Below are 24,604 nucleotides of genomic sequence, written 5' to 3'. Positions count from 1 at the left end.
AGCTGGACGTAGAGAGCTAGCGCTATCAGCTTGGGGTATCGAAAATCGGCCCCTCAATATTCGGCATCCCGCTCCGAAAACAAGCTCCTCCATAATGACCACACGCACGGCGGCGCTGCCGTGCGCAGCGTGCTGTCATCCAGGAGCTATCTAATGCCCGATCCAATGGCCGGCCTACCCCCACGCTTTCTGCGTACGGCAGAAGCGGCGCGTTATCTCGGCCTGTCCGGTCGCACGCTTGAAAAGCACCGTACATACGGCACTGGCCCGACCTATCGCAAGATTGGCGGTCGCGTCGTCTACGCCTTGGATGATCTGAAAGCTTGGGCCGATCTCGGCTCCCGGACATCAACTTCCGATCCCGGCAAGGGGGCTGTACTGCCGGCCAAGAAGCACCCGACCCTGCGCCCGTATGCGGGACAAGAACGCCGGTGAGCATCGGGGGGAGCTTGCGATGCGACTTAAACATCACTCCGAGCGAGACCAACTCCAGCTGTTTCGAGCGCTGCCTGGCGATCTCGCGCCCCGGGACACCCAGGATCTTATGGCGTATCCATTCTTTTCGCTCGCGAAAACGAAGCGGATCGTGCCTATCGATTTCCGCGCCGGCACAATAGCAATTCGCGTTGAAGCCGTGCCGGAGCACGGTATGGCCACCATCTGGGATGCGGATGTTCTGATCTGGGCAGCTTCCCAGATCGTCGAAGCACGCGACGCGGGCTTGAAGACTTCACGCCTCATGGCTGCAACGCCTTACGAGATTCTGACGTTTGCCGGCCGCGGGACAGGCGCGCGAGACTATGATCGGCTGAAGGCGGGCCTCGACAGGTTGCAGTCAACGACGGTGCTGACATCGATCCGTCAACCTGCTGAGCGGCGGCGACATCGTTTTTCATGGATCAACGAGTGGAAAGAAACTGCCGATGCAAACGGGCGCGCACGCGGGCTGGAGTTGATCCTCCCCGATTGGTTCTATGCAGGCGTTATCGACGACTCGCTCGTGCTCACGATCGATCGCACTTACTTCGATCTGACAGGCGGACTTGAGCGCTGGCTTTATCGGCTCGTGCGCAAGCACGGTGGCCGCCAGGTCGGCGGCTGGAGTTTTGACCTTGTGCACCTCCATGCCAAGTCCGGCAGCCTCTCGCCGCTCAAGCATTTTGCATACGACGTACGGCAGATTGTCCAGCGTCAGACATTGCCCGGCTACCGGCTCTTGCTCACCCGCGATCGGACCGGCGCTGAGCGGTTGAAGTTCGCGTGCAACCCGATCGGCCCGCTCACCCAAGGACTTCGCGGGCGCGGTATCACTCCAAACTCGGAGGACGGCCTGTGAATCAGCTCGTGCTATCGGGGACTGCGCCCCTCGTGCTATCGAGGACCGAATCCTCGTGCTATCGAGGACCGAAATCGAGCTCAAGTGCCTGTTTTTCAGCGCTTTGCGGTCGCTGTAACGTTACTAACATACTGACACTAACTTCTTGTTGTGAATCAGTGCGTTGTGAACAAGTCGTGCGCCGCTCTGGTGAGGATGCCTCATGCACGTTCTCTCTCTCGCGCGCCGCCCTTCTGCAATCCGATTCTCCTGTCGAAGCCACGCGTGCCTTCGCAGTCGCACGCAAGCGCTCGCGATCATCAGTATCGACATCGCTGCGTCGTGTTCGTCACTTTCCCTTGCGGCAGCTCACGCGGCGAGAAGAACTCTGCAATATCCGTGGTGGGCACGATGCCCGCAGCATGCCGGAAGCTGCAAAATGGGCACTCACGCTAAGCTGCGCCGTTCGTGATGACCTCAATGAGGGGCTCAAAGCCGCCGGCAACAAAAGTTCCGGTCTCACCCACAGCTCCGCCTCCTCGAAAGACGCCGCTCCGCCGTGGCGGAAGGCGAAGGCCCTCATGGAAGGGGCCGGGTCGCGGAGGTCCTTGAGCGGACGCCGCGACCCGGCGGCGCCTGTTGCCGGCGTCAAACTGGAAGGTCGTGCCGCCGATCCAGACCTTGAGCAGCAGTATGGTGTGCGGCCGCGCCATCAGCGCCGGGCGCTGCAGTTCGGCCAATCGCGGCGGCATCGCGTTTCGGGCGTGGACCAGCGACGCGATAACCGCCTCCGGTTTCTTCTTCCCGGCCATGATCTCGTGCACCCGCGCGTCAAGGCGGTCGACCGAGATCCTGCCGACTTTGAGGCAAAACGGGCGCAACAGGCCGCGGATCATGTTCTCCATGGGCAGCACCCTGCCGAGCATTGCCCTGCGCCGGACCAGCAGCGCCTGCAGGGTCTGTACGTCCTCCGACTTGACGTGCACAGCCCGGAACCAGCCGGTCCGTGCCTGTACGATGTCTTTTGCGTCGTTCCGATCGACAGACAACGGCGGTCGACGAACCGTACCAAGATTTACATCTCTGCCCCGCCGCCGCACTGGTCCGCATCCAGGGCTTCGACGGATAGCGCTTGCCTCCACAACGGAAGAGCTGACGCATGAGCGATCTCACGCAAGTGGAAGTCCTGTGGCTTGAGAGGCGCATCGAAAACCGTATCCGGTTCGGTCGCATCATCGAAGAAAAAAAGGTCGATCGTCACCGCCGTATCCTGTCATTTGCGCCGCACAGCATCTTCGCCTTTGTCCGCTGGACATCGAACGACTTTGGAACGGTCGTCTCACGAATTGACATCTTGCGCGCAGTTGCACCGGGGCAGCGCTGCTCAACCGTACCCTATGTGAAGCCTGGAGGGGAAATCCTGCTACGGCTTTCCGGTTGGCTGAGGGTCGAGCGGGTGTTGCAGATGATTGATGCGATTGAGGCGCTCGACATTGATCCAGCCGATGTTGCTCCTGATCATTGGCATCACGTTCACAACCGCCTCTCTGTGAATGAGAGCCCGCGTCCGTACACGAAAGCGCGACATCAGGCTTGGCTTCACCGGCGGAGAGTCATGCGATGATCAGCAAGCTGAAGATCATGATAGCGATGTGTGGGGCCGCTGCTGCGCTGATAACGACAATGGTGCTCGAATCAAATCCACTCTACATCTGGAACGGGTCTGCGAGTGTCCCGATCGGCCTCTATCGCTTGCGGCCCCTGGAAAAGCTCTTCGTCACGGAGCTGGTCGCCGTTCTGCCGCCGGAGCCGCTCGCGACCTTTCTCGACCTGAACGGCTATCTGCCCTCGGGCGTCCCGATGCTCAAACGCGTGCTAGCGGTTCCAGGACAGACGGTCTGCAGAACCGGACTCACGATTTCGGTCGACGGGATTGCGGTGGGCGAGGCGAGGGATCGCGACAGGCGCGGCCGACCGCTGCCCAAGTGGGACGGGTGCCGCGTGGTCGGGGACGCCGAACTCTTTCTCATGAATTGGCAGTCGGATGATTCACTCGATGGCCGGTATTTTCGTTTTCTGCCCGCATCGGCTGTCATCGGCCGTGCCTTTCCCATGTGGACGTGGGAGGAGTGATCGTGCGTGTTTCATGTGGCCAGCGCGCCATTCCTCTGTTCGATCAATTGAGGGACCATTCCTCCATCCCGACCAATGTCTGCAAGGCCGACGTGCGCAGCGGCGGTCCAGGGCGGCCGAACGGCCGGCGCGAAGCAGCTTTACCCTGGACGGGCGTGAGCACGGTGGCATGCTTGGCTGGGTCGGGAGCGCTCGTCTGGGCTGTCGAGCCGCTGCTGTTCGTTTTCACGGTCTGCGGCAATGCCGCTGTTGCCGGAGAAGAATCTGCTAGCCAGCCAGCCGAGGAACAGGTCAGCAATGCGTTTGCGCTATTCATTGTAGAAGCCTCACAACGGTTCGCAGTGCCCGTGCGCTGGATCAGATCCGTGATCCGGCTGGAGAGCGCCGGCGACGTGCGTGCCAAATCGTCGAAAGGCGCAATGGGATTGATGCAAATCACGCCAAAGACCTGGGCGGATCTTCGTCGGCGGCACGATCTCGGCAACGATCCCTACGACGCTCGCGACAATATTGTGGCCGGCACGGCATATCTGGCGGAACTGCGCGACAGGTATGGCATGCCCGGTGCGCTTGCAGCATACAATGCTGGGCCAGCACGCTACGAAAGGCATCTCGCCGGCGCCCCATTGCCAGTCGAGACTCAAGCCTATGTCAGCCATCTCGCAAATTTGTTGGCAGTTGAGCTCGCTTCCCGTCGCTCCTGTCGCGAGGTCCTTTGGACCACCGCCCCGTTCTTTGTTAGGCGATCGGAACACAAGAGTCGTCCGGATTGGGAGCAGGCTAGAAGCGTCGCGAACGGGGCACTCGCTTCTTCAGGTGTTCACCCTCTATCGTCCATGATTCCCACAGGGACCGGTCTGTTCATCGTGAGATCCGATGTTGGAGGCACACGATGAGCAACTGCGTGAATCGACGAGCGATGGGAAGCGGTAGAGGGAAGTTGGCGGAAACGAGAGGACAGGAGCGCACGACAGCACGACGGCAAGATAAAAGGGGCTCGCCCGTCAAGCCGCAAGCCATTGTCATGGCATGCGTTCTTCCGTGCCGGCCGGTCGTGACGCGTGCCGCGCCTTTCGAATTCACGAGCAAATTCAAGACTGCCTTCGGCACTCCTGGCTTTCTTGCATCGGCGGAGGACCTGACATGATTGCGCGCGATAGCGATCTCCGCATCCGACCGGGACGAATCCGCAGCACACGGGCGCCAAAGCAGAAGAGCTTCATCAACCAGGTGCTGCGTGCGGCAATGAGGGCTGGCCACACCTCGACTCACGCAGGGGTCTATCGGTGCGCTTCAGGTCGCGGACGCTCGACGTTCGGGCGCGGCCGAACCCATTTCAGCCGTGATCGCCTGTTCAGCCCGACGCGTCGCGTCACAGTGAAAGCGCGCGTGGTGCGTCATCAGGGACGTGCGTTCCGATCTGCGTCGCTGAACGCTCATCTCGTCTATTTGAAGCGCGACGGCGTGAGCCGAAGCGGGCAAGAGGCCGCGATGTTCGATGCGCAGAGCGATCACGTCGATGGTGCTAGCTTCGCTGCCCGATGCAAGGAGGACCGGCATCATTTTCGCTTCATCATCTCGCCGGAGGACGCCAGCGACCTGACCGACCTCAAATCATTCACGCGTGACCTGGCCAAGCATATGGAACCGGATTTAGGCACCCGGCTCGAATGGATCGCCGTCGATCACTGGAACACAGACAATCCTCACATCCATCTGCTTATTCGTGGGGTGGACGAGACAGGCGGCGATCTCGTGATCTCCCGCGACTACATCAGTCGCGGTTTGCGCTCGCGTGCCGAAGAGCTGGTCTCGATTGAGCTCGGACCCAAACCGGAGCACGAGGTTCGCAATGCTCTTGAACGGGAGGTTTCCGCCGAGCGCTGGACGCGGCTTGATCGCGAAATTCGCCTCGCCGCCGATGAAACGGGCTACATCGACCTCCGTCCTGACAATCCTGCTACCTTCGATCCCGAAGTCCGTCGCCTCATGATCGGGCGCCTCCAGCATCTCCAAAAAATGGGGCTGGCCTCCTCGGCCTCCCCCGGCGAATGGATGGTGGGGCTTGAAGTCGAGCGCCACCTCCGCGATCTCGGCATGCGCGGTGACATCATCAAGACCATGCATCGCGCCTATGTGGAGCGTGGGCAAGAGCGCAGCGTTGCCAACTTCGTTATCGAGGGCGAAAAATCTTCAGCGCCGATCCTCGGACGGCTGGTCGGAACGGGACTTCACAACGAGCTGACCGGTGAGGCATATGCGTTGATCGATGCCACTGACGGCCGTGTCCATCACGTTCGCTTTAGAGGTGTTGAGGCCTTCGAACATGCGCCGCCAGTCGGAGGGATTGTCGAGATCCGGGAATTTGGAGCTGCCGAGGAACTGCAGCCGACGCGACTGCTTGCGAACCGATCGGATTTCGACCTCGCGGCTCAGATCAAGGCGCAAGGTGCGACCTGGCTTGACCATCGCCTTGTCGAGCGAGAACCCATGCCACTTGCGCTCAGTGGGTTCGGCCGCGAGGCGCGGGACGCGATGCAGGCCAGAGCTGAGCATCTCGCCGCAACAGGGTTAGGAAGACGGCAGGGCCAACGCATCATTTTCCAGCGCGATCTCTTGAATACCTTGCGCCGTCGAGAACTCGATGCAGTCGGATCTAGGATCGCTGCCGAGACGGGATTGCCGCAACGGAAGGCGGCCGTCGGTGAGCAAGTGTCGGGCACGTACCGGCAGCGTGTGACGATGACCTCAGGCCGCTTTGCAATGATCGACGACGGGTTGGGCTTTCAGCTCGTGCCTTGGTCGCGCGAGCTCGAGAAAAGGATCGGCCGACATGTCACCGGTACCGCCAAAGACGCCGGTGGCATCGAATGGAGCTTCGGTCGGAAACGAGATCTTGGACTCTAGTCCGACGTGATCCGGCCCGAACAGAAGTAAGAGCACTCAGCATGTCCGGAACCAAGATTCTATGGGGACAGATCATCATCGTGGGAACGATCGTGCTCCTCGCAATCTGGGGAGCCACACAGTGGACCGCCTGGCGGTTGGCCTACCAGCCAGAGCTGGGGCAACCGTGGTTCACGGTACATGGCTTTCCGCTCTACTACCCACATGCCTTCTTCTGGTGGTGGTTTGTCTACGATGCCTATGCGCCCAGCATCTTCGTGGAAGGCGCCTACATCGCCGCGTCGGGGAGTCTTTTTTCGATCGCGGTCGCCATCGGGATGTCGGTCTGGCGGGCACGCGAAGCCAAGGATGTAGAGACCTATGGATCGGCGCGGTGGGCGGACCCGAACGAGGTGAGGAAGGCCGGGCTGGTAGGTGTTGACGGGGTCGTTCTCGGTAGGCTTGCCAAGGACTACCTCCGCCACGACGGACCGGAACACGTGCTTTGCTTTGCGCCGACCCGTTCGGGCAAGGGCGTCGGCCTCGTAGTTCCATCGCTGCTGACCTGGCCAGAGTCAGTGATCGTACACGACATTAAGGGCGAAAACTGGCAACTGACGGCTGGCTTTCGGTCGCGCCATGGCCGGGTACTGTTGTTCGATCCGACGAACGCCAGATCTTCAGCCTATAACCCGCTCCTCGAGGTTCGCCGCGGAGAGTGGGAGGTCCGGGACGTCCAGAATGTCGCCGACGTTCTTGTTGATCCCGAAGGCTCTCTCGACAAGCGGAACCACTGGGAGAAGACCAGCCACTCTTTGCTGGTCGGAGCAATCCTGCATGTGCTCTACGCAGAGCGCGACAAGACGCTGGCCGGCGTCGCCGCCTTTCTGTCGGATCCTAGGCGGCCGATCGAGGCAACCTTGAAGGCGATGATGACGACGCCGCATTTGGGCGAGGAGGGACCGCACCCGGTCGTTGCCTCAACGGCGCGGGAGCTCCTGAACAAATCCGAGAATGAGCGCTCTGGGGTGCTCTCGACCGCGATGTCGTTCCTCGGGCTCTATCGGGATCCGGTCGTCGCCGAGGTGACAAGCCGATGCGATTGGCGGATTGCGGACCTGATCGCAGATCATCGTCCGACCACGCTATACCTTGTGGTACCGCCATCCGACATCTCCCGAACGAAGCCGCTGATCCGTCTGGTGTTGAATCAAATTGGCCGCCGCATCACGGAAGAGCTGCAGGCCAAGGTCCGCCGGCATCGTGTTCTCATGATGCTGGACGAGTTTCCGGCATTGGGGCGCCTCGACTTCTTCGAATCTGCACTCGCCTTCATGGCCGGATACGGGATCAAGGCCTTCCTGATCGCGCAATCGCTGAATCAGATTGAGAAAGCCTACGGTCCAAACAACGCAATCCTGGACAATTGCCATGTCCGTGTGAGTTTCGCGACGAACGACGAAAGGACAGCAAGGCGTGTCTCGGACGCGCTCGGTACCGCGACCGAGATGCGAGCCATGAAGAACTATGCTGGTCACCGCCTCAATCCCTGGCTTGGGCACCTGATGGTCTCCCGGCAAGAGACCGCAAGGCCGCTGCTGACGCCTGGCGAGGTGATGCAGCTTCCTCCGACCGATGAGATTGTGATGGTGGCGGGCACGCCACCGATCCGAGCCAAGAAGGTACGTTACTACGAAGACAGACGCCTCACGGAACGAGTTCTCGCGCCGCCAGATTCGGCCGGGTTGCCGCGGTCTTCGCGCGAGGACGGTTGGTCTAATCTTAGGCCGCTCGTGCCGACCAACTTGGCTGTGGAGGCCGAGCAGACCCAATCGGATGCCGCCAACACTGGTCTTCGCCGCGAGCCTGAGCTTCCAGATCATATCGCCATCGTCAAGGAGACGACTGACGTGACGCCAGCGGAAGAGTTCGCCGTTCTCGAGGACGACGATGACGCCGTTCGTCAATCCCGGCTTCTCTGCCAACAGATGCGCGGTGTCGTCCGCCAAGTAGCTCTCGACCCGAACGACGGTATCGATCTGTGAGGTTCCATGCGCAATCGCATGAACGTGTATTTCCCGCCCGAGTTACTGAAGCAGATTTCCGATCTTGCGGATCGCAAGGATCTCTCTCGTTCGGCAATCGTCGAGGCGGCTGTCAACTCCTTTCTGTCGCCCGACGGAGCTGACCGAAGAGAAGCGGCCTTCGTCCGCCGTCTTGACCGATTGTCGCGTCAAATGCAGAGGCTCGAGCGTGACGTCGGTGTGACGGCCGAGACTTTGGCCCTGTTCGTGCGCTTTTGGCTGACGATCACACCGCCCTTGCCGAACGAGGCTCAGACAGCCGCACAGATCAAGGGCCGCGAGCGGTTTGAGGGATTCGTTGAGACCTTGGGGCGTCGCCTGCAGAAGGGCCAGAGTTATTTGCGCGAGATCCCTGCGGACATTTTGCGCGGCGCATCGGATGATGTCGCCGACTGATGGACCTGGGCATTTCCTTTCACGTCAGCTGTTCTTATCCCGCCAGAAAACTGGCCGATCCTTTCTTTCCTCACGCCCGCCTACGATGAGGGGCCTTGCACTCTTGAAGCAGCGATCGCCCTGTCCTTTGTGAGGCGCCGTATCAACGGGGCAATTCATCCAGTCCGAGTGATAGCTAGGTTTGCACTCTGCGCGACCGTGCAGAGACCGCAATTCTGCGCTCGACGGAGCTACTCGCGCAAACAGCTGACGAGATGCGCTCCTTAGTGAGGTTCGCAATGACAAGAAAGGTATGCGTCCAGCTTTCCGAGCAGCTGTTCGAACAGCTTAAGGCCACAATGGAGCACTCGAGCGCAGGTAAGAGGATGGTCGTAGAGGCGGCTCTTGAACGGTACCTTGATCCAGTGCCAAGCGGCGAAGACATCGCCCATGGGCATCTCGATCGGATCAGCAAACAGCTTGAGCGTCTTGAACACGAGCTCCGCATCATCGGCGAAACTGCCGCTCTTCACGTCCGGTACCGCCTGACCGTCCCGCCGATGCCGCAGTCGCAGCAGCGCGAAGCGTGTCAGATCGATCATGACCGGCCCACGGTTCTCGCCGGGCAAGTCGACAGCCGCTTTCGTCTCGGCCGATCACTGATCCAGGAAACGATCAGCGGGCTAACCGTGCCCAACGTCGCGGGATCCCTGCTTGAGAGTCAGAAGGATACTTCGAAGAGTTCGAGAACAGCCGATCAAGAGACGCCTCCGATAGCCGCTGAGGTCCCGAACTCCGAGTTAACGGCTGCCGTCCGGGAGGACGGCAGCCCAATTTTCGGCACCTGCCGAACAAATTCTGCTGAGACGGCCGGTAAGGTCGAGCCTAGCGCGCCACGCGCGAAGGGCGATCGATTCGACAGTCAAATGTGGGGTATCGCGCGACGCCTTCCGACCTGGCGCCTAATCGCGGGTGTATTTCTGCCGTTCGCGGCCGGTTACTACCTTTCCTATCTATTCCGGACGATCAATACGCTGATCTCTGGTCCACTTGTCAGTGACCTCGGTCTCGATGCGGCAGAGCTCGGGCTGCTGACATCGGTGTATTTCCTGGTCTTCGCAGCTGCCCAGATTCCTGTTGGCACCCTCCTGGACCGGTTCGGACCGCGTCGGGTTCAGAGCGGGCTGATGTCAATTGCTGCCGCGGGTGCGGGCTTATTTGCCACATCAACGGCATTTGTCCCGCTCTTGCTCGCCCGCGCGTTGATCGCACTCGGCGTTGCGGCCTCCTTGATGGCCGGGCTGAAGGCGATTATCGTATGGTTTCCGAGAGAGCGGGTCGCGCTGGTCAATGGCTACATGGTCATGCTGGGCTCGCTCGGGGCCGTAACCGCGACCGCGCCTGCCGACGTCCTGCTGGGCTGGATAGGTTGGCGGGGGTTGTTCGAACTCCTGGCCGTGGCAACTGGCGGGGTGGCCGCGCTGATCTACCTGTTGGTTCCTGACAGTCCACCGGCTCAGAGCCAGCACTCTCACTCGCGCGCTCTCAAAGAAATCTATCTGAATCGGCGCTTCTGGCGAATAGCGCCTCTCTCTGCATCCTGCGTCGGATCAGCCTGGGCCCTCCAGGCCTTGTGGGCGGCGCCCTGGCTTACAGACGTGGAAGGACTGGATCGGCCGAGCTTGGCCACGCACCTTTTCGTTATGGCGCTAGGGATCAGCGTTGGTGCGTCGCTTTTAGGCATCGTCGCGGATCGGTTGCGTCGACGTAGGGTCCAAACCGAAGTCTTGTTTGCCGCACTGGCGGTGGTGTTTGTTGCGGCGGAGCTTGCGCTGATTCTGCGTCTGCCGTTCCCTTCGCTGTTACCATGGTCTGTCGTGTCAGTCGTGGGAGCGGCCTCCGTCCTCAGCTACGCGATCATAGCCGACTATTTCCCAACTGAACTTGGCGCCCGTGCCAATGGCGGCTTAAACCTTCTTCATTTTGGATGGGCCTTCGTGGTCCAATGGAGCACTGGCCTCATCCTTGGGCAATGGTTGCCGCAGGATGGCCATTACCCAGTGGTCGCCTACCGGATGGCATTTGGTGCCAGTGTTGGCTTCCAGGTGCTGGCGTTGGCATGGTTCATTTGGCCCAGTATCCGTCGTCTTGGCCGGACGACTACACCGTCGTTCGTGCGAGAGCCTTCAGGCGACTGGCACGAGTCGATGGTGCCGTCGGCGGACACCGCCATCCTGGAGCCACTTGAAGGAGCGGAATGGTGACGCCGATCTTTTGCGGTTCATGTCACATTCGAGGATGATCGTATACGGCATGGGTCCGGAACCTGCTGTGAGCCACTCCCAACCTTTCTTTTCATACGCCAGGCTACGAACGCGGCAACACCCTTGTTGATCCCGGTCTATTTCTGCCTTTTCTAATCATCCCCATCTGAGGGCGCTGCTTGTTCTGCCCTCGGTCGGCGGGGGCGGCAGTGGCAATCCATTCGTTTCAATCGGAGGTGACCTCGCGCGGTGCGCGAATGCTCCGCAGTGCACTAGGGCCCGCTATTGCTCGTTACCTTGAAGACGAGGCAATCGTCGAGGTGATGCTGAATCCCGATGGACGGCTATGGATCGACCGGCTGCCAGGCGGCCTGACCGAAACCGGTGAGCAGCTCTCCGCGACAGATGGAGAGCGTATCATCCGCCTGGTGGCGCATCATGTCGGTGCCGAGGTCCATGCCGCTGCGCCGCGCATTTCTGCGGAACTACCCGAAACTGGAGAGCGGTTCGAAGGACTCTTGCCGCCTGTCGTGGTCGCGCCAGCCTTCGCTATCCGCAAGCCCGCGGTCGCGGTATTCACGCTCGACGATTATACTGCCGCGGGCATCATAATGCCTGAGCAGGCAGTTGCTCTGCGTCTGGCTGTCGGCGCACGCAAGAACATCTTGGTCGCCGGCGGTACTTCGACGGGAAAAACGACGCTTACCAATGCCTTGCTTGCGGAGGTCGCGAAGACCAGCGATCGCGTGGTTCTAATCGAGGACACTCGCGAATTGCAATGCAAGGCGCCGAACCTCGTCGCGCTGCGCACCAAGGACGGGGTGGTCACGCTTTCGGATCTTGTGCGCTCCTCCCTTCGACTGCGCCCAGATCGTATTCCTATCGGCGAGGTTAGAGGCGCTGAAGCGCTCGATCTGCTCAAAGCCTGGGGAACGGGGCACCCCGGCGGCATCGGCACCATCCATGCGGGCACCGCCCTCGGCGCGTTGCGCCGGCTCGAGCAGCTCATTCAGGAAGTCGTCGTCACGGTACCGCGCGCGCTGATCGCCGAGACCATCAACGTCATTGCTGTCCTTTCCGGGCGCGGCGCCGCCCGCCGGCTCACCGAGCTTGCACGTGTCGACGGCCTTGGGGCGACCGGCGATTACAGCCTCTCACCAGCAGGAGACTTGACATGAGCTTTCCATTTTCAATCTCGCCGCGCGCGACTTGGCTGCTCGCAGCGGCGATGGGTATGCTTGCGAGCTCACCTGTCCGAGCTGCGGGCTCCAACATGCCATGGGAGCAACCGCTGAACCAAATCCTGCAGTCGGTTGAAGGACCGGTCGCGAAGATCATCGCTGTCATTATCATCGTGGTCACAGGCCTAACGCTGGCGTTTGGCGATACGTCCGGCGGCTTTCGCAGGCTCATTCAGATCGTATTCGGGCTTTCGATTGCCTTCGCAGCCTCGAGCTTCTTCCTGTCGTTCTTCTCCTTCGGCGGCGGCATGGTGATCTGATGGACGAGCCAGTTGCAGGGTTCGTCACGCCAGTGCGCCGTGCGTTGACCGAACCGATCCTGATGGGGGGAGCGCCTCGCGCGGTCGCCATCGTGAATGGGACCCTTGCCGCGGCTCTTGGACTCGGACTGCGTCTGTGGATCGCGGGCCTGCTGTTCTGGGCCATCGGCCATGCCGCAGCCGTCTGGGCCGCCAAACGCGATCCCGCCTTCGTCGAGGTCGTGCGCCGCCATCTGCGGGTTCCGGCTCATCTCAGCCTTTAGAGCCTTCCATGATGAATCTTGCCGAATATCGCCGATCGAATACGCGGCTTGCCGATTTTCTGCCGTGGGCGGCCCTGGTCAATGAGGGGATCGTCCTGAACAAGGATGGCTCATTCCAGCGGACAGCCAGATTCCGCGGACCGGATCTCGACAGTGCTGTACCGGCCGAACTCGTCGCCGTCGCGGGCCGGCTGAACAACGTGTTGCGTCGTCTGGGTTCCGGCTGGGCGGTGTTCGTGGAGGCGCAGCGCCATTCCGCTGGAGTCTATCCGCTGAACTCGTTTCCGGATGTGGCGTCCGCGCTGGTCGATGCGGAGCGGAAGGCGCAGTTCGATGAGGAGGGCGCCCATTACCAGTCGAGCTATTACCTGACGTTTCTGTACCTGCCACCGGTAGAGGACGCGGCGAGAGCCGAACGGCTTCTATATGAAGGCAGTAATCGCGCTCCGAGCAGCGACGCGCGCGAGGTTCTCGGTGGGTTCGTCGATCGAACCGATCGCATTCTGCAACTCGTCGAGGGGTTCATGCCGGAATGCGCTTGGCTCGATGACTCGGAGACGCTGACTTACCTCCACTCGACGATTTCCTCGAAAAGGCATCGGGTTCGTGTGCCGGAAATCCCGATGTATCTGGACGTGCTGCTTGCGGACCAGCCGATGACGGGCGGGCTCGAGCCAATGCTGGGCGCGGCACACCTGCGTGTGTTGACAGTCGTCGGATTTCCGACCGCGACAACGCCCGGCATTCTTGACGACCTCAACCGTCTGGCATTTCCGTACCGATGGTCGACGCGGGCTATCATGCTCGACAAAACCGATGCCACAAAACTACTGACGAAAATCAGGCGCCAATGGTTCGCCAAGCGCAAATCGATCGCGGCGATCCTCAAAGAAGTGATGACCAACGAGGCGTCCTCGCTTCTCGATACCGACGCCCAGAACAAGGCTATGGATGCCGACGCTGCGCTCCAGGAGCTGGGGGCTGACCAGATTGGTGAAGCCCTCATCACGGCAACCGTGACGGTTTGGAGCCAAGACCCGCGTTCGGCCGATGAGAGACTACGGCTGGTCGAAAAGGTGATTCAGGGGCGCGATTTCACCTGCATGATCGAGACGATCAATGCTGTCGAGGCTTGGCTCGGCAGCTTGCCCGGACATGTGTACGCGAACGTCCGGCAGCCGCCGATCTCGACACTTAATCTCGCGCATATGATTCCCCTATCAGCCGTGTGGGCCGGCGAGGCGAGGGACCATCATCTCAAGGGTCCGCCCCTGTTTTATGGCAAAACAGAGGGAGCGAACCCCTTCCGTTTCTCGCTTCACGTCGGAGACGTCGGACACACTTTGATTGTGGGCCCGACCGGTGCCGGAAAATCGGTTCTGCTGGCGCTCATGGCGCTGCAGTTCCGCCGCTACCCCAACGCCCAAGTCTTCGCGTTCGATTTCGGCGGTTCGATCCGCGCGGCCGCGATCGCGATGGATGGAGATTGGCACGACCTTGGTGGAGTGCTGTCGCAAGATGCGACGGGGCCGGTCGCGCTGCAGCCATTGGCCTGGATCGACGATCCGGCCGAAAGAGGCTGGGCCACCGAATGGGTTGCTTCAATCCTCACCCGCGAGAAGGTCGACATTACGCCGGAGGCGAAGGACCTTCTGTGGTCGGCGCTGACGTCCCTGGCCTCTGCACCCCGCGCGGAACGGACGTTGACGGGACTTTCAGTGCTTCTTCAGTCGACGGCTCTGAAGCGCGCCTTGCAACCATATTGCCTTGGCGGTCCCTACGGCCGACTGCTTGACGCGGAGTTCGAGCGCCTCGGCGAGGCCTCCGTCCAGGCATTCGAGACGGAAGGATTGATTGGAACTGGCGCGGCGCCCTCAGTACTTGCCTATCTATTTCACCGCATTGGCGACCGTCTCGACGGCAGTCCGACCCTCATCATCGTCGACGAAGGATGGCTTGCGCTCGATGATGTGGATTTCGCCGGTCAGCTCCGCGAGTGGTTGAAGACGTTGCGGAAAAAGAACGCGTCTGTCATCTTCGCTACCCAGTCGCTATCGGATATCGATGGGTCAGCCATTGCTCCGGCCATCATTGAGAGCTGCCCGACCCGGCTGCTTCTGCCAAACGAGCGGGCGATCGAACCTCAGATCACCGCGATCTATCGCCGCTTCGGGCTCAATGATCGCCAGATCGAGCTGTTGAGCCGAGCCACCCCGAAGCGGGACTATTACTGCCAATCTCGCCGCGGCAATCGCATGTTCGACCTCGGTCTCGGCGAGGTTGCGCTCGCCTTTACGGCCGCATCCTCCAAGACTGACCAGGCGGCGATTGAGAGGCTGATCGCAGAGCACGGCCGCGATGGCTTCGTGGCCGCCTGGCTCCGGCACCGCGAAGCGAGTTGGGCCGTGGATCTCATTCCCAGTCTCAGCAATCTGGAGAAGTCACAATGATCCGTCATAGATTCCTAGTCATCAGCATCATCGTATTGTCATTTGCAGCTACCGGACCGGCGCGGGCACTGATCGTCTTTGATCCCAACAACTACGTTCAGAATGTTCTGACCGCAGCGCGCGAGCTGCAGCAGATCAGCAATCAGATCACCTCGTTGCAGAACCAGGCACAGATGCTGATTAATCAGGCGAAGAACCTGGCGAGCCTGCCGTACTCTTCGCTGCAGCAGCTTCAGGCGTCGATTCAACGGACCCAGAAACTCCTGGCCCAGGCACAGCGTATCGCTTACGACGTGCAACAGATCGATCGGGCCTTCGCGACCAGTTACGCGCCGACGAACAGCAGCCAATCCGATTCCGCGCTCTTTGTAGGTGCACAAGCACGCTGGCAAAACTCGGTTGCGGCGTTTCAGGACGCGCTTCGTGTGCAGGCGGGTGTCGTGGGTAACCTCGATACCAACCGCATTCAGACCTCGGCCCTCGTGAGCTCAAGCCAGGGCGCAAGTGGCGCCTTGCAAGCGACGCAAGCCGGCAATCAGATCCTTGCGCTTGAGGCGGAGCAGCTCGCCGATCTGACCGCAACTGTGGCGGCGCAGGGCAGGGCTCAATCGCTTGAATCCGCGCAGCGCGCCGCTGCCCAAGACCAAGGGCGCGAGCAGCTTTGGCGGTTTCTGAGACAAGGCCAAGGTTATCAGTCCTCCAACGTCCAGATGTTTCACTGATGACCGACCTCAAGGCCTTTAGAGCACTATCGCTGGCTATTTCGGCGATCGCCGGACTGGCAGCCATCGTTGCCTGCACGATCCAACTGCGTGAGCCTCACAAGGTTGCGGGGCCGACGCAATCGAACGAGAAGGCGAACACTGCGCTCGAGTCGGATCTGGCACGTTGCCGTTCGGTGACGTCGGAGCAAGCACCCGCTTACGAGCGCTGCCAAAGGGCTTGGGCCGAAAACCGACGGCGATTCTTTGGTCACAAGGCAAACTCGCCCGGTATCGCCGAAGCTGATACCGGTGGTTCGCCATCATTGTCCGCACCAAAGGATCAAAGCCGTATCCCGCAGGGCAGTCCCTCGGTCGTTGCGCCACGGGAAGGTGATCAATGACGGGCACCGGAGTCATCGACCAGTTCCTCGAAACGTTCACCCGCTACATCGACAACGGCTTTGGTCTTGTCGGAGGTGAGGTCGGCTATCTCGCGACGACGCTGGCTGCCATCGACCTTACGCTGGCAGGTCTGTTCTGGAGCTGGGGCACGGATGATGACGTAATCGCGCGGCTCATCAAGAAGATCCTCTTTGTCGGGATCTTTGCCTATCTGATCGGGAACTGGAACAGTCTCGCCAGGATCGTTTTTGAAAGCTTCGCCGGTCTTGGACTGAAGGCATCAGGGACCGGTCTTTCGGCCGGTGATTTCGTTCACCCCGGGAAGATTGCGCAGGTCGGCCTCGATGCCGGCCGGCCGATCCTGGACTCGATCTCGAATCTAATGGGCTATGTCAGCTTCTTCGAGAATTTCGTTCAGATCGCCGTTCTGCTCTTCGCTTGGGCCGTTGTTCTGATGGCCTTCTTCATCCTGGCCATTCAGCTCTTTGTCACGTTGATCGAATTCAAGTTGACGACGCTTGCTGGCTTCGTGCTGATTCCGTTCGGTCTGTTCGGCAAGACTGCATTTGCCGCCGAGCGGGTCCTCGGCAATGTCGTCTCATCCGGCATCAAGGTGCTGGTGCTGGCCGTGATCGTCGGCATTGGATCGACCTTATTCTCCCAATTTACCTCCGGCTTCAATGGCGGCCAGCCGACTATTGAAGATGCAATGACGCTGGTTCTTGCCGCGTTGTCGCTGCTGGGGCTGGGGATCTTTGGGCCTGGCATTGCCAATGGTCTGGTTTCGGGTGGCCCGCAGCTCGGGGCGGGCGCCGCAGTCGGTACGAGCCTCGCTGCCGGTGGCGTTGTTGCCGCGGGTGCCGGTCTCGCCGCCGGCGGCATGGGACTCGCCAGCGGAGCGATCGCAGGTGCTGTGCGGGGAGGCAGCGCGATCGCAAGCGGAACGGCTGCTGCCTACCGGAGCGGCGGCGTTCTCGGCGTTGCCGAAGCTGCCACCTCCGCGCCAGGGAGTCCTCTACGCCGGCTCGCTGCGGCTGTGGGCGGCAGCGCCCAATCCGTCGGCCAGGTGTCAGGGGGCTCGGTCGAAAGCCCGCCGGAATGGGCACGGCACATGAAGCGCACCCAGACGATCAGTCAGGGCGTTTCGGCGGCAACACACGCTGTTCGGTCAGGTGATCCCGGGGGAAGTGGCGGCTCAGTCGATCTGTCGGAGGGCGGGCGCTAGTTGGTCAAAAACTCTGCTCTGTTGGGGAAATGCTAATGTTCAAAAGGTCTTCAGTTCACTACGGGCGAGCGCCAGCGCCAGTCACACCATATCAAAAGGCCGCCCAAGTGTGGGATGAGCGTATCGGATCGGCTCGCATACAGGCGAAGAACTGGAGGCTAATGGCATTCTGCTGCCTGGTGTTGTCGTGCGGCCTAGCCGGAGGATTGGTCTGGCAGTCGACGCAGGGAGCGATCACGCCGTGGATTGTCGAAGTCGATCACATCGGGCAAGCACAGAGAGTTGCGCCCGCCAACTCGGATTATGAGCCGACCGATCCGCAGATTGCCTATCATCTAGCCCGCTTCATCGAAGACGTTCGCGGCCTGCCGGCAGACGGCATCGTCCTTCGTCAAAATTGGCTGCGGGCTTACGATTTCACCACCGATCGCGGAGCTGCCGCGCTCAACGAGTATGCCAGGAGCAATGATCCATTTGCCAAGCTCGGCAAGGCGCAGATCTCGGTCGAAGTCTCCAGTGCGATCCGCGCCTCTATCGAAAGTTTTCGTGTCGCCTGGATCCAGCGTTCTTATGAGAAGGGATCGCTGGCATCGACCGAACGCTGGACCGCTATTCTGACTGTCGTCATTCAGACGCCTCACGACGCCGATCGCTTGCGCAAGAACCCGCTCGGGATCTACGTCAACGCAATCAGCTGGTCGAAGGAGCTCGGACAATGAAGCGGCAACCTTATGAACGCCGGACCGGAGTCATCGCCCCCAGATGTGCGCTGGTCTCAATGATAGCCATCTTCGTGTGCCCGTTGGGAGGCTGCTCAACATTCATCCCGCCCGAGATCTCATACGATTCCGACGTGCCGCCGTTACCGCCCGCGCCGGCGACCTTCGACGATCGGTCGCGGCCGCTCCACGTTCCGCCGGCCTGGAAGCCAACCCTTGGCGGGAAAGCAGGAACCAAGGAAGAAGCCGAACCGGTTGGCAGGATCGAAGTCGCGAATAGTGCGGCTCGGGTCGAACCGCGGAGACGAGGATACTTCAACGCCGCACAGATCTACAGTTTCAGTGCGGGCGCGCTCTATCAGGTTTACGCGGCGCCGGGAGAGATTACCGACATTGCACTCGAGGAGGGCGAGCAACTGGTCGGTTCCGGGCCGATTGCAGCCGGTGACACCGTGCGCTGGGTCATCGGTGATACCGAGAGCGGTAGTGGTGAGGCTCGACGGGTCCATGTCCTGGTCAAGCCGACTCGTTCCTCGATCGAGACGAACCTCGTTATCAACACCGACCGGCGGACCTATCTCATTGAACTCCGCTCCCGCGAGAAGCCCTACATGCCGCTGATCTCGTGGTACTATCCGGAAGAGCAAATAAAGGGGCAATCACTATCTCTAACGCCCACCTTGCCTGATGCCTCACAACGCCGCTTCCGTTACGCGATCGAAGGTGATCGCCCGCCTTGGCGACCGCTCGCGGCTTACGATGACGGCCGCAAGGTCTACATAGAGTTCCCCCAAGGTATCGTTCAGGGCGAGATGCCTCCACTGTTCGTGCTTGGCCCGGACGGTAAGTCCGAAATCGTCAACTATCGTGCCTACAGCAATCTGCTCATCGTCGATCGTCTGTTCGCCGCTGCCGAACTGCGCCTGGGAGGGGAGCATCAGCAGAAGGTAAGAATTGTTCGGACCGACGGGAGGCCATCATAATGAGCCAGAATCTTTCGGACGATCGTCCACCTGTTGAAATGCAAGGTCCTGCCGAAACGCCAAACGCCTTTCGGCTCAGACCGGGGTATCCACGCGTTACGCGACTCTCTCGAAAGGTTCTCCTGGCTGGCAGCGCGATGGGGTTGACGGTCGTCGCTGGCGCAGCGTTTTGGGCCCTACAGAAGAACAAGACAACGGGCCCTTCCCCGGAAGAGCTCTATAGTACCGACCATCATAGCATTGCTGATAGCATTGCGGCTCTACCACGTGACTACGCTGCCGCCCAACGTCAGGTGCCGCAACTCGGGCCGCCGCTTCCGGGCGATCTTGGTCGTCCGATTCTTTCTGCTCAAGGGCAGTCGCCAACAGTCTTTGGGACTACACTTGACCAAGATCAGCAACGGCAGAACCAGGAGAACGAAGCTGCGCGTGTCAGCCGTCTCTTCGTGTCGACAAGCGTTCGAGGGAGTCAAAATCCGACAACGAACGAATCGACCGGCGATCGCGTGATTCCATCTACGTCGCCATCCAACAATGAAGATGGACTAACGCTGAACGCGCAGGACAGAAAGCTTGCTTTCGCCAACGCCGTCGTGGATCGCCGCACCACGAACGCGGATCGCATCACGAAAGCGGCGTCAGCATTTGTGGTTCAGGCAGGAACCGTCGTTCCCGGAGCACTCATCACAGGTATTCGCTCGGATCTACCTGGCCAAATCGTGGCGCAAGTAACAGAGAACGTATATGATTCTCCAACGGGACGTTTTCTGCTGGTTCCGCAGGGAGCACGCCTGATTGGTCTTTACGATAGTCAGATCGCCTTCGGTCAGTCTCGCGTGCTGCTCGTATGGACGCGGCTGATCATGCCGAACGGACGTTCCATCGTTCTCGAGCGACAGCCTGGTGCCGACGCCGCAGGTTATGCTGGCCTCGAAGATGAAGTCGACAATCACTGGGGTGAGTTAGTCAAAGCCGCGGCGCTGTCGACCTCATTGGCAATCGGCACGGAGCTAGGTGAGGGCTCAGACGCCAATAGCAATAATGGCGCAATCGTTCAGGCGTTGCGCCACGGCGCGGCCGATTCGCTGAGCCAAACCGGACAGCAGGTGGTTCGACGCGGCCTGAATATCCAGCCTACTTTGACCATACGGCCGGGGTTCCCGGTCCGTGTCATTGTCCATCGTGATCTCGTTCTTGAACCGTACAGAGGGTGAAAACATGCCAAAGCTCAAAATTGGAGCGCTCCCAGACGACAGGTCGGTCAAAGTGAGTGTGGAATTGCCGGCGGCGGTGCACCGTGATCTCATTGCCTATGCAGAAGTCTTGACACGTCAGGGTGGTCAGCCGATCGAGGCGACCAAGCTCATCGCACCTATGTTGGCGCGCTTCATGGCCACCGATCGAGGATTTTCCAGGCTGAAGCGTGGAGCTCACGTGCCTGTCGCTGGTGAAGGATAGTCGTCCACTACCGCTTCACGAACCTGTCGACCACTGCTGAAGACATGCTCCGCATCAGCCGAAGCGGATCGCTCTCGTTGCAACGGCCGAGCCCGCCGGCATGTCGGGCGAGTGGGCGTGCGCAACTTGATCGCGGCAGCCCGACACGGAGTGCGCGTGGAGATGCCCTGTCGGGAGGTGTGCACCCGCGTCTCCCGGGATACCGCCGCGCTCACCAGGTTCTGTCGAGTTCTTAGCTTCGCGAGTGTTGAGCGACGTCGATAGGCGGCTGTTTGTTGACCTTGAGCCGCCTGACACTGTTTCGGCCGTCAACGCTGACGGGCACATCACCGTCGATTGTGGCACGTCGCACGACGCGATGCTGATCGCCATAGTCGTTGACCGCATAATGCTGTGTTGCGCGGTTATCCCATATCGCGACATCACCTTCCATCCAGTTCCAGCGCACGGTATTTTCGGGCGCGGTGATATGAGACTGGAATAGATCGAACAGCTTCTGGCCGTCATATTTGGGAACGCCGACAAAACGCTGCACCAAGGCGCCGAGCACTAGCGCCCGCTCGCCTGTCTCGGGGTGAACTCGCACGACGGGATGCTCAGTCTCGAAAATCGTTCTGGTAAAGACCTCGTCAAAATGCTTCTTGTCAATGTCGCGGACGCGAGCCATTCCGGCGTAATCGAAAACGTTGCTGTGAACGGCCCAGAGCTCGTCGGCAAGTCGTTGTAGCGGTGGCGCCAGATCGAGATAGGCTGCCGCTGTATTCGACCACACCGTATCGCCGCCGAACGGCGGCATTACAACGGCTCGTAGCACCAGAATCTTTGGATAGGCATCGGCGAATGTCCCATCCGCATGCCACACATCGGCGCGACCGCCGCCGCGGGTGGAATCCAGTTCGAGGATCGATGCCATTCCCTTGGTAACGCCGAGCATCGGATGCGGCACTAGAGTTCCTAAACGAGCGGCAAAGCGCTCCTGCTCGGCGTCATCGAGATGGCCTTGCCCACGGAAGAAGATTACTTTGTGTTCGAGCAGCAAGCTGTTGATCGCTGCAATCGTCCGGCTCGGCAAGTCCCCCGATAGCTTGATATTTTTGACCTCGGCGCCGATACGCACTGCTCGTTTTACGACGTCGGTACGCGAGATGACATCATCGATCAAATCCGTTTCGCTCATAGCGGTATTTTCCAAGCTTGCGGTTCGCTTCCTAGGCCCCTCGGTAGCGAATGATCAGCAGCAAGCATTGTGCCAGTCGCAAAGATCGAGCCTGAGTGGCTACGGACCGAGATGAGCAATAGGAATCGTGCGGTCACCGGATAGAACCGATGACTGGAACGGACAGTCAACGGGCTCGGTCGCCGGCATCATCCTTCAATATCATGGAGTCGCGAAGAAGCAGTGATTAGCAATAGTGACCAACGGCAGACCTTCGATCACTCAATTGAGAATGCGGTGTTTCTGCAAAATGGGTACTAGGTCATGGTGGTCATGTATCATGTAGTCCGGCCGTGCGGCGCGCAAGCGCGATTCGGAAACAAATCCGCCCGTGATCGACACGCTGATAAGGCCGAGATTGCGGGCGATCTCCGTTTCGATTGGCATGTCGCCGACGACGACGGTTCTTTCGACGGACAGATCATTGGCCTGCATGTACAGGCGCAGCCGGTCCTCCTTGCTCATGCTCCTAAACTGAGTTGCGCGGCTCTCAAACGCCAAAATCTCGGTGACGCAACTCTTGATGCCAAGTCTTCGCACCTGTACGCGAATTGGTTCGACAATGTGATTGCTCAGAATGACGGTTTGAACGGCTTGGCGATGTGCAGCTAGCAAGATATTTCGTGCGCCTTTCCGTAAAAGAGCTTTACTTGCCAAGGATTCGTAGGTGTCGTGAAAGATGGCGCTGTCGTTACTATGCACGACTTCGACTTCATCTTCCGACATGTCCAGATTGCGGTAAAGAACGGAGAGCGGAAGCTCAAACTCCTCGCGGAACCTTTGCATGTCTACGGTCGCGCGACTGAACCGGCTCAAAATGGCATTGACGGTTTGCAACACCGCATTGGCATCGTCGAGCAGCGTACCATTCCAGTCGAATACGATCGCGGATTTCATGCGTGAACCTAGAGCAGTGGTGGCGCGGTAAGTCTGCTCGTGATTGTTAAAGTTTGGATCCATATGTCTGCGTCGAGCAGATCGTAAGGGTCTCATCTGAGCATACGAGCCACAAATGTGGACCTGCCTCAGTTACGTTTAGGCTCCAGTGAGGGATTGAGAGGTGCGTTGACCGCGTTGACCATTCTTCCGAGAGCTAGACACGAGGATTTAGGAAAGGAGAGATTGCCTGCCGGTTTCGTGCCTTTGGATGCTCTAGGTCGGCTTTTGCTGGAGCAATGGTCGTGCCAGCTCTGCTAGTGCGTACTAAGCGGCTGAGTATCCGTTGGAAAATATCAACCCGTGCTTTCGCGGGGTGTACTGAAGCCGACACAACAATTGTGCCGCTGTCGGAACATGGACAAGAACCTGCACGGCGGGCGGGGCCGAGGTGTCGAACTGACGACTGGTCATGTTGTGGTATTTCGGCTGTACGTTGAATCGAGGCTCGAGTCTCGCCTGCCGAACTTGGACCGATGACCATGGATTCCATGGACACGTCCATGCATGAGGGCCAAGCTTGGAGACCCAAGATACTCACCCGACGTTGCATCAGCTGTCGTTCCTAACTGGTCTTGTACATTTTCGTTACGCTCGCCTCAGGCCTGAGCTAGAATCAGGGCAGCCACTTCCTGATCCCGTGGCTGTTTGCTCGCCGCGAGGCCGGTGGCAACACCGATGCGGTCAGCCGCGGGACGATTTTGGCTCATCTTGCGCTTGCCTTCGATCTTGGTGATGGGAATGTGCACGCCAACAATTCCACAGAGCTGGGCGGCGATGAAATCAGCGGGGGCATCACTGACTGACCAAGGCGTCGCGCGTAACGTCTCGTGAATATTGGTCAACCGCGTAACGACCGCAAGCAGACGTTCGGGATCCTCGAAGAACTCAATCGGCCCGTGGGCGTGGACCGCGACGTAATTCCAGGTCGGCACCACACATTCAGCTTCTTGTTTGGTGACATACCAGGAGGGCGTCACATAGGCCTCCGCCCCCATGAAGATCGCCAGAGCTTCACCGATCGAGGCCGCACGCCACTGCGGATTGGCCTTCGCCAGGTGCCCGTACAGTGCTCCGTGTTCGCCTTCGGTCTCGTCTAGGAAGAGCGGGAGGGGTGTCGCAAGTGGTCCGTCTGACGTAGCCGTGATCAAATTGGCGAGACGGCCGGAGCGGATCGTCTCTCGAATGTTATCGAGATCGTCATCTCTAAAGGCCGGTGGTATGTACATGAAAGCTCTCCGGTTTGTGGTTCTGAGATAAACCCAGGTCGGCACGCTGGAAACTGCCAGTTCCGGTCGGCCCGGCAGAGGCTCGCCGGTGGATCCAGCGGCCTTGCTCATGACCTGGCCAGCCGATGATCAGGCAGAGAACGTCGCGCCCGTTGGAAAGGGATGTGGCTAAGTAAGGCGGTTGTAATGGCCCAGAGGCCGCCGGTCCGCGAACTTAAGATGGTAAAAAGTCCACGGCTGCGCGTCGGATCTTGAAGGGATCGGCTGTGGGCTCAATCACTTTGGTCGTGCCGTGGGCCGAGTGTTCGTTCCGACCGCGAGTTCGATTCTAGATCAAGCCCGAATGTGGCAGGGGACGCATGGGCCGGCGATCCGAACGGCGGCATTCGCACACGGCAGCCGCGACGGCGTGCGAGTTCGCTAACGGCGCAATCATCCGAGATGATCGCCGAAGATTGCAG

Annotated in this window: 24 protein-coding genes; 20 read left to right on the top strand and 4 right to left on the bottom strand. The window is 60.0% G+C overall.

Annotation, left to right across the window (positions count from 1 at the left end):
* Positions 1-153 precede the first annotated feature (153 nt).
* Positions 154-435: a helix-turn-helix domain-containing protein gene (locus MTX19_RS29190; RefSeq protein ID WP_280972996.1), complete on the top strand. Its 282-nt coding sequence runs from the start codon at positions 154-156 to the stop codon at positions 433-435.
* 19 nt (positions 436-454) lie between these two features.
* Positions 455-1,336: a replication initiator protein A gene (locus MTX19_RS29185; protein ID WP_280980456.1), complete on the top strand. Its 882-nt coding sequence runs from the start codon at positions 455-457 to the stop codon at positions 1,334-1,336.
* 431 nt (positions 1,337-1,767) lie between these two features.
* Here MTX19_RS29185 and MTX19_RS29180 read toward each other — a convergent pair whose 3' ends face one another.
* Positions 1,768-2,415 carry a hypothetical protein gene (locus MTX19_RS29180; RefSeq protein WP_280972993.1) on the bottom strand — a complete coding sequence of 216 codons (648 nt, stop codon included), beginning with the start codon at positions 2,413-2,415 and terminating at the stop codon, positions 1,768-1,770.
* 59 nt (positions 2,416-2,474) lie between these two features.
* Between MTX19_RS29180 and MTX19_RS29175 the strand changes: the two genes are divergently transcribed.
* From MTX19_RS29175 to MTX19_RS29090, 18 genes are all read left to right on the top strand, one after another.
* Positions 2,475-2,939: a DUF2840 domain-containing protein gene (locus tag MTX19_RS29175; protein ID WP_280972992.1), complete on the top strand. Its 465-nt coding sequence runs from the start codon at positions 2,475-2,477 to the stop codon at positions 2,937-2,939.
* Positions 2,936-3,448 (top strand): S26 family signal peptidase, encoded by a 513-nt coding sequence (locus MTX19_RS29170; protein ID WP_280972990.1) that lies wholly within the window; start codon positions 2,936-2,938, stop codon positions 3,446-3,448. Before MTX19_RS29175 ends, MTX19_RS29170 begins: the two co-directional genes overlap by 4 nt.
* Positions 3,445-4,344, top strand: a complete 900-nt coding sequence (locus tag MTX19_RS29165) for a lytic transglycosylase domain-containing protein (protein ID WP_280972989.1) — start codon at positions 3,445-3,447, stop codon at positions 4,342-4,344. Before MTX19_RS29170 ends, MTX19_RS29165 begins: the two co-directional genes overlap by 4 nt.
* A 247-nt stretch (positions 4,345-4,591) precedes the next feature.
* Entirely contained in the window at positions 4,592-6,355 is a 1,764-nt protein-coding gene (locus tag MTX19_RS29160) for a DUF3363 domain-containing protein (RefSeq protein ID WP_280980454.1), read from the top strand.
* A gap of 41 nt (positions 6,356-6,396) precedes the next feature.
* Positions 6,397-8,379: a conjugal transfer protein TraG gene (locus MTX19_RS29155; RefSeq protein WP_280972987.1), complete on the top strand. Its 1,983-nt coding sequence runs from the start codon at positions 6,397-6,399 to the stop codon at positions 8,377-8,379.
* A 6-nt stretch (positions 8,380-8,385) separates the two neighbouring features.
* Complete coding sequence (locus tag MTX19_RS29150) at positions 8,386-8,814, top strand: CopG family transcriptional regulator (RefSeq protein WP_280972986.1); 429 nt, start codon at positions 8,386-8,388, stop codon at positions 8,812-8,814.
* 278 nt (positions 8,815-9,092) lie between these two features.
* Positions 9,093-11,057: an MFS transporter gene (locus MTX19_RS29145; protein WP_348637511.1), complete on the top strand. Its 1,965-nt coding sequence runs from the start codon at positions 9,093-9,095 to the stop codon at positions 11,055-11,057.
* A gap of 209 nt (positions 11,058-11,266) precedes the next feature.
* Positions 11,267-12,235, top strand: coding sequence for a P-type conjugative transfer ATPase TrbB (gene trbB / locus MTX19_RS29140; RefSeq protein WP_280972985.1), 969 nt, complete (start codon positions 11,267-11,269; stop codon positions 12,233-12,235).
* A 50-nt stretch (positions 12,236-12,285) separates the two neighbouring features.
* The gene (locus tag MTX19_RS29135) at positions 12,286-12,558 is read left to right on the top strand and encodes a TrbC/VirB2 family protein (protein ID WP_280978186.1); all 273 of its coding nucleotides are present in this window, start codon (positions 12,286-12,288) and stop codon (positions 12,556-12,558) included.
* Positions 12,558-12,821, top strand: a complete 264-nt coding sequence (locus MTX19_RS29130; RefSeq protein ID WP_280972983.1) for a VirB3 family type IV secretion system protein — start codon at positions 12,558-12,560, stop codon at positions 12,819-12,821. The genes MTX19_RS29135 and MTX19_RS29130 overlap by 1 nt, the downstream gene beginning before the upstream one ends.
* A gap of 8 nt (positions 12,822-12,829) precedes the next feature.
* On the top strand, positions 12,830-15,271 hold the full coding sequence (trbE, locus tag MTX19_RS29125; protein WP_280972981.1) for a conjugal transfer protein TrbE: 2,442 nt from the start codon (positions 12,830-12,832) through the stop codon (positions 15,269-15,271).
* Complete coding sequence (trbJ, locus tag MTX19_RS29120) at positions 15,268-15,993, top strand: P-type conjugative transfer protein TrbJ (RefSeq protein WP_280972979.1); 726 nt, start codon at positions 15,268-15,270, stop codon at positions 15,991-15,993. Before trbE ends, trbJ begins: the two co-directional genes overlap by 4 nt.
* Positions 15,993-16,376 carry a putative entry exclusion protein TrbK-alt gene (trbK-alt, locus tag MTX19_RS29115; RefSeq protein WP_280980453.1) on the top strand — a complete coding sequence of 128 codons (384 nt, stop codon included), beginning with the start codon at positions 15,993-15,995 and terminating at the stop codon, positions 16,374-16,376. The genes trbJ and trbK-alt overlap by 1 nt, the downstream gene beginning before the upstream one ends.
* Complete coding sequence (trbL, locus tag MTX19_RS29110; protein ID WP_280972977.1) at positions 16,373-17,602, top strand: P-type conjugative transfer protein TrbL; 1,230 nt, start codon at positions 16,373-16,375, stop codon at positions 17,600-17,602. The genes trbK-alt and trbL overlap by 4 nt, the downstream gene beginning before the upstream one ends.
* A gap of 35 nt (positions 17,603-17,637) precedes the next feature.
* Positions 17,638-18,321: a conjugal transfer protein TrbF gene (gene trbF, locus MTX19_RS29105; RefSeq protein WP_280980452.1), complete on the top strand. Its 684-nt coding sequence runs from the start codon at positions 17,638-17,640 to the stop codon at positions 18,319-18,321.
* A 59-nt stretch (positions 18,322-18,380) separates the two neighbouring features.
* Entirely contained in the window at positions 18,381-19,304 is a 924-nt protein-coding gene (trbG, locus tag MTX19_RS29100; RefSeq protein ID WP_280984908.1) for a P-type conjugative transfer protein TrbG, read from the top strand.
* Between the two features lie 38 nt (positions 19,305-19,342).
* Positions 19,343-20,518 (top strand): TrbI/VirB10 family protein, encoded by a 1,176-nt coding sequence (locus MTX19_RS29095; RefSeq protein ID WP_280984907.1) that lies wholly within the window; start codon positions 19,343-19,345, stop codon positions 20,516-20,518.
* Positions 20,519-20,522: 4 nt separating this feature from the next.
* A complete protein-coding gene (locus tag MTX19_RS29090) occupies positions 20,523-20,762 on the top strand; it encodes a DUF2274 domain-containing protein (protein ID WP_280972975.1) in 240 nt (79 codons plus the stop codon).
* Between the two features lie 232 nt (positions 20,763-20,994).
* On the opposite strand, the gene MTX19_RS29085 is transcribed toward MTX19_RS29090, so the two are convergent.
* From MTX19_RS29085 to MTX19_RS29075, 3 genes are all read right to left on the bottom strand, one after another.
* Positions 20,995-21,939, bottom strand: coding sequence for a TauD/TfdA family dioxygenase (locus MTX19_RS29085; protein WP_280972974.1), 945 nt, complete (start codon positions 21,937-21,939; stop codon positions 20,995-20,997).
* Positions 21,940-22,200: 261 nt separating this feature from the next.
* The gene (locus MTX19_RS29080; protein ID WP_280980451.1) at positions 22,201-22,938 is read right to left on the bottom strand and encodes an HAD hydrolase-like protein; all 738 of its coding nucleotides are present in this window, start codon (positions 22,936-22,938) and stop codon (positions 22,201-22,203) included.
* Positions 22,939-23,513: 575 nt separating this feature from the next.
* Entirely contained in the window at positions 23,514-24,143 is a 630-nt protein-coding gene (locus MTX19_RS29075; protein WP_280972972.1) for an FMN-binding negative transcriptional regulator, read from the bottom strand.
* Positions 24,144-24,604 lie beyond the last annotated feature (461 nt).

Source organism: Bradyrhizobium sp. ISRA464 (assembly GCF_029910095.1).
Classification (GTDB): Bacteria; Pseudomonadota; Alphaproteobacteria; order Rhizobiales; family Xanthobacteraceae; genus Bradyrhizobium.
Note: the sequence above shows the minus strand (reverse complement) of the source record. Positions and strands in the feature narration are given on the sequence as shown.